Here is a 5,566-nt window from a genome sequence, read left to right as displayed (position 1 = left end):
ACGCACATGATAAAGGGAAAGGAAAGGAATGAGGGGGATTTCTGTTCCTAAAGGCACGTTGTGCATAATCCAGTATTTCACAGCTTGGTCAAGTCCTACTGTAAGGACCAAACCAAGGAGAAGAAAAGGGAGTGATTTACGGATCATATTTTTTTCTCGCATGATTCCAGTGTTAAATAAGGGCGACGGATTTCATAAAGCATAACGGCTGTTGCTATTGCCAGATTAAGCGAGTCAGCGCGTCCACTTTGCGGAATACGCGCAAGTTTATCACATCGACTTGTCAGAATATCTGATAATCCCTGTTTTTCATTTCCCATTAAAAGGATAATAGGACCATTTTTCAAATCAAGTTTACGATAATCTAAAGATCCTTTGAGATGCGTGCCAACGATCATGCCTTTAAAGCAAGAAGACCAGTTTAAAAAGGCGTTTTCATCAAAACGATAAAGGGGTATAGAGAAAATAGATCCCATGGTTGCACGAACTGTTTCAGGTGAGAAAGGATCTGTTGTTTCACCAATTAAAATAACACCTTTAGCCCCAACAGCATCAGCAGTGCGAATAATGGTCCCAAGATTTCCAGGATCACGCACACGATCAAGAGCGATGTAAACATCTTTAGCCTGTCCAGTTATCATTTCAAGAGATTGCCATTTTTGTTTGAAAATACCAATAACTGTTTGTGGATTATCGCGCCGAGTCAGTGATTCCATAACCTTTTGTGAGGCTTTAATAACAAAACCACCATTGGCTACAGCGCGTGCAGCAGTATTTTCGATAGTGGCATTACCAATTTCATTTTTGGAAAAAACAAGCGTCTGTATTGTCCAGCCGAGATTGAGAGCATCAATAACCAATTTCAATCCCTCTGCCATGAAAAGACCTTCTTTATTACGATTTTTCTTTTGGCTAAGTGCTTTAAGATCTTTTATGATGGGGTTGCTAAGAGAGGTAATTTCTTTCACTCTACCAGTTTTTTGTCCACACATATTCAAGCAATCCAACGGCTAAAAAGAGAAGTAGAAAGGGCGCGCCCTGCAACTTCTTCACGTAAAATGAGTTCTCCTGATTCGACCGTACCACCAAGATTTACAAATGCATCGCGCATTAACGCATGAAGTGCAAAGAAGGAAGCACGAATAGAATAAGCTGTAAGGACAACAGAGAGCGGTTTATCAGAGAGAAGTTTACGACAATTTATAATCATTGCTGGTAAATGATCAAACAGTTTCCAAACTTCGCCATGGGGTCCTCGCCCATAAGCAGGGGGATCAAGAAGAATCATATCATAGCTTTTTTTGCGACGCAGTTCTCGCTCGACAAATTTTACAGCATCATCGCAAATCCAGCGAATAGAATGATCTGGTAATCCTGCTTTTTCTTGATTAGCTTTTGCCCACGCAATGGCTTTTTTAGAAGCATCAACATGGGTAACGTTTGCACCTGCTCGTGCTCCAATCAAAGAGGCAACACCTGTATAGCCAAAAAGGTTCAATATTTTTATAGGACGTGCAGCTTTAAAAATTTGTTCTTCCATAAAGCGCCAATGGGCATCTTGTTCAGGAAAAACGCCTACATGACGAAAGGAAGTAAAGCGACCTAGAAAAGACAGTCCATTCCAAGAAAGTGGCCATGTTTCATCAAGTGGTTTTTTTGGAAAATGCCAACGACCAACCCCTTCTTCATCACGGTTTCCTGTGAAAATAGCATCAACATTAGCCCATTGTTTTTGTAATAAAGCAGGGCTCCATAATGCTTGACCTTCTGGTCGAATAATTCGATAATCTCCATAGCGCTCTAATTTTTGTCCATGACCAGAATCAATGAGAGCATAACTTTCACTCATACCTGTTTCTAAAATAAGAGGCAGCTTTTCGTTCGGATATCTATTATTGTGAGAATATTGAAAGCATTGTGCAGGCATGTTTTGTATCATGGTATATGAGGTATAAAAAATTACATTATAAAGCTCTTAAGTGTTTCGTAAAAGTGCAAAAGAGCTCAAGTCAATTAAAACACATATAGAAGAAAGAACACCTTTAAACTCTGTATTGGATATAAAACACAGAGAGAAAAAGGTTTCATTAAAACACCATTACACCAGATTTGTGATAGAGGTTTTCAATTTCTCGATCTCGGCTTCACTTTTTTTGAGAGCTTTTTTGCATTTGTGATAGGAAAACCAACGGATCAGATTGCCTAATAAAATACCAAAACCAAAGAAAATAAAGAGCCATATAAAAAGGGGAGCATGATAAGTAAATTTTTCAGAATTTTCTCGAAAAGGATCAAGGGTTAGCGGAACTATTTGACGATTAGCTATGGTAAAAACAACCAAAAACGCTGTGAGAATCACACTAATACTTGTTAGAAGGATACGTTTAATAATCATAAGTTTCTCACTGATTAAGACGGTCACGTAGGTCTTTGCCAGTTTTAAAAAAAGGAATCCACTTTTCGTCAACAGCAACGGCTTCACCTGTTCGTGGGTTACGTCCATTACGAGCTGAACGGCTTTTTACAGAAAAAGCTCCAAATCCACGAAGTTCAACACGATTGCCATTTGCAAGTGCTGTTGAAATTTCTTCAAAAATAGCGTTTACAATATTTTCCACATCCCGTTGAAAAAGATGCGGATTATGACGAGCAATAATTTGCACAAGCTCTGATTTAACCACGATAGCCTCACTTTCACACAAAAAGATTTTTTAATAATTGTGCACTTCACGCATATTACAATATATAAACGGATAAAAGCAAAATAAAACCAAGAAAAAACAAATTTCAAGAAACAAAATTTGAAAATATCTTTTATAAAGGTTATACAGATTAGAAATGCGGAATATTTAAGAGATTAGGAGAGTATGTCCGTACACAATCATCATGAAGTCTTTTCAATGCAATCATCTGTTGGAGATGTTTTTAAAAAAGCATCCCAGCATTCGCGTCGTATTAGTCTATTAAAAATTTTTTTACCCTTCATAGCATTCGTTTCAGCGTTGTTTTTTTGCTGGTTTACGTTTTTCTCAGTTCCCGTTACTTCTGATCCTATTCCTTTGAATAATAATGAAGAAAGTGAAGTGATGAATTTAACGATACTCAATCCAAAATTAGAAGGGTATACGCGTTCTCATGAACCTTATTGGCTTAAAGCAGAAAAGGCATTTCAAGATCATACGCGCTCTGGAATAATTGGGTTGCAAAACATCACAGCTAAAGCGTCTATGGGCCAACAAAGACAAGTTTTTCTTGCGGCACAAGGGGGGGTTTACGATAACATTAATGGTTTTTTACAGTTGGATAAGCCATTCACCATTACGACGAATGATGGGATGATGGCACAATTTATGTCGGCTAATATTAATTTATCTGAAGGACAATTAAAAACAGATCAACGTGTTAATATTCAACGAGCCGGTTTTCATCTTGCCGCCAATGCATTAAAAATTCGAGAAAAAGGAAAAAACATGTATTTCTATGGTGGTGTACATTTAGTGATTCAAAAGCAATGAAGCAATATCAATACGATATCTTTGAAGGGATCTTTAAAAGAGAAGTATGTGACTATACAAACAGAAGAATTGAAATAATGAGATCATACAAAAGATGGATAGGTATAAAGTTGGCTTTTAGCATGGGAATGTTAGGAGGAGGAGCAGTTTTAGGATATGCTGAAGGGACCCATTTTGGAGTAAGTCTATCAAACGACAAAGAACCAGTAGAACTTCACGCAGATTCTTTAGAAATACGTGATAAAGAAGGGATAGCCCTTTTTAAGGGTGATGTCTCAGTTATGCAAGGTGAACGTCTTTTACGAACGGCAAAGTTAGTTGTTTACTACGATAAAGCACATAAAGAAACGGATAAAAACAAAGAAGATACAAAAGCATCATCTGTTGCTTTATTGGGGTCGTCGAGCATAAAAAAAATGGAAGCTGTGGGAAAAGTTTATATAAAAATTGCTACACAAATTGCTACGGGTGATAAGGGTGTTTTTGATGGAAAATCAAAAATGATGAGTTTGACAGGGAAGCATGTTGTGTTAAAGGATGGTGACAATGTGGCAACGGGGTGCAAACTAACGGCAAACATGGAAAGCGGAAAGGCTTTTTTAGAAGGTTGTGAGACGTCTGAAAAAAAAGGCCGTGTTTCTATTATTTTAAAACAAAATCAAAAGAATGGCCATTAAGATTTCATGTTTGGAATCAAAAGAAAAAAACAGACTGATGGGTATAATTTTGCAAGTGAAGCTTCAAAAAAGCGCTTAAAAGGGACTTTGATCGCTAGTCATTTGATTAAAATTTATCGAGGAAGACCAACGGTTAATGGTGTTTCTTTTGGCATTCGTACGGGAGAAGCCGTTGGCATTTTAGGACCCAATGGAGCAGGTAAAACAACTTGTTTTTATATGGTTACGGGGCTCATAAAATCTGATGGAGGATCCATTAAAATCGATGGATTTGATATTACGCATCTTCCGATGTATCGACGTGCGCGTTTAGGTATCGGGTATCTTCCCCAAGAGGCTTCTATTTTTCGTGGTCTTTCAGTGGAAAATAACATTAAAGCTGTTTTAGAAGTCGTTGAAAAAGATCACCTTAAACAACGTGAAGAGTTAGATAGTCTTTTACATGAATTTAAAATTGATCATTTACGTAAAATGCCAGCACTTTCGTTATCTGGGGGTGAACGTCGACGCCTTGAAATTGCGCGCGCTTTAGCTTCTCGTCCTCATTTTATGTTACTTGATGAACCGTTTGCAGGAATTGATCCTATTGCTATTTTTGATATTCAGCAGCTTATTCGTCATTTAACGAAGCGTGGCATTGGTGTTTTAATAACAGATCATAATGTACGCGAGACATTAGGACTTGTCGACCGCGCTTACATCATTCATACCGGCAAAGTGTTAGTTCATGGTCGTCCTCATGATATTATCAGCAACGCCGATGTCCGCAGGATTTATTTGGGAAATCAGTTTTCTCTATGATTTTAGAGCTTTCATGCATTTCCATTTAAGTTTAACAGAAACAACATGGTCTTCACAAACGCCATTTTAAGTCATCAAACAGACTCCAAAGGAGGTAGATGAGGTTTCGTTGTGATTATTAATAAAACATATTATCAATATATTTCCATCTACGGAAACAAAAGCAATTGTTCCTTTATTGTAGAAATTATGATAACGTTGTTAAAGGCTGTAAATCAATAAGAGAATACGGCTTTAGAATAAAGTTTTTTAATTGGGGTGTGCAATAAGATTTCTCCGGTGGTTGTATTTATTAAGTTATTATTGAAAATTTCCTTATTTATGCCAAAACTTCTTTTATGGGTAGAATATAGAAATTTTTTATTAATTGGTGTAAAAAGCTTCATCACTGTGAGATGATGAGTATATTGTTTTATTGGTTGAGCTTACGTATGATTGTGTCATAGAAAGGGTATCACTGAATTAGCTTGATAATGTGTGATAAACGAGGCTGTAAATAAATGCATGTGTTATTGAAAGGTGAGAGATATTCGTCATATTTTCTCTGTCGAATCAAAGAACATATCGATGATG

The 5,566-nt window shown here is 37.0% G+C and carries 7 protein-coding genes and 1 pseudogene; 3 read left to right on the top strand and 5 right to left on the bottom strand.

What is annotated here, in order from left to right; translation table 11 throughout:
* The 5 genes and pseudogenes from BN338_RS13040 to ihfB form a co-directional block, all read right to left on the bottom strand.
* A pseudogene (locus BN338_RS13040) lies at positions 1 to 147 on the bottom strand (signal peptidase II); the annotation flags it as partial.
* Positions 144 to 992: a TrmH family RNA methyltransferase gene (locus tag BN338_RS04520; protein WP_039759423.1), complete on the bottom strand. Its 849-nt coding sequence runs from the start codon at positions 990 to 992 to the stop codon at positions 144 to 146. The pseudogene BN338_RS13040 and the gene BN338_RS04520, both read right to left, overlap by 4 nt.
* Positions 993 to 994: 2 nt before the next feature.
* Complete coding sequence (locus tag BN338_RS04515; RefSeq protein WP_039759564.1) at positions 995 to 1,927, bottom strand: class I SAM-dependent methyltransferase; 933 nt, start codon at positions 1,925 to 1,927, stop codon at positions 995 to 997.
* A gap of 171 nt (positions 1,928 to 2,098) precedes the next feature.
* A complete protein-coding gene (locus tag BN338_RS04510; protein ID WP_039759422.1) occupies positions 2,099 to 2,395 on the bottom strand; it encodes a LapA family protein in 297 nt (98 codons plus the stop codon).
* Positions 2,396 to 2,402: 7 nt separating this feature from the next.
* Complete coding sequence (ihfB, locus tag BN338_RS04505; protein ID WP_039759562.1) at positions 2,403 to 2,681, bottom strand: integration host factor subunit beta; 279 nt, start codon at positions 2,679 to 2,681, stop codon at positions 2,403 to 2,405.
* A gap of 186 nt (positions 2,682 to 2,867) precedes the next feature.
* On the opposite strand from ihfB, the gene lptC reads away from it, so the two are divergent.
* From lptC to lptB, 3 genes are all read left to right on the top strand, one after another.
* Positions 2,868 to 3,515, top strand: coding sequence for an LPS export ABC transporter periplasmic protein LptC (gene lptC / locus BN338_RS04500; RefSeq protein ID WP_039759421.1), 648 nt, complete (start codon positions 2,868 to 2,870; stop codon positions 3,513 to 3,515).
* A 77-nt stretch (positions 3,516 to 3,592) separates the two neighbouring features.
* A complete protein-coding gene (locus BN338_RS04495) occupies positions 3,593 to 4,192 on the top strand; it encodes an LptA/OstA family protein (RefSeq protein ID WP_198003676.1) in 600 nt (199 codons plus the stop codon).
* A 6-nt stretch (positions 4,193 to 4,198) separates the two neighbouring features.
* Positions 4,199 to 4,993, top strand: coding sequence for an LPS export ABC transporter ATP-binding protein (gene lptB / locus BN338_RS04490; protein WP_039759420.1), 795 nt, complete (start codon positions 4,199 to 4,201; stop codon positions 4,991 to 4,993).
* The last annotated feature ends 573 nt before the right edge of the window (positions 4,994 to 5,566 follow it).

This window comes from Bartonella queenslandensis AUST/NH15, from assembly GCF_000312585.1.
Lineage (GTDB): Bacteria > Pseudomonadota > Alphaproteobacteria > Rhizobiales > Rhizobiaceae > Bartonella > Bartonella queenslandensis_A.
Note: the sequence above shows the minus strand (reverse complement) of the source record. Positions and strands in the feature narration are given on the sequence as shown.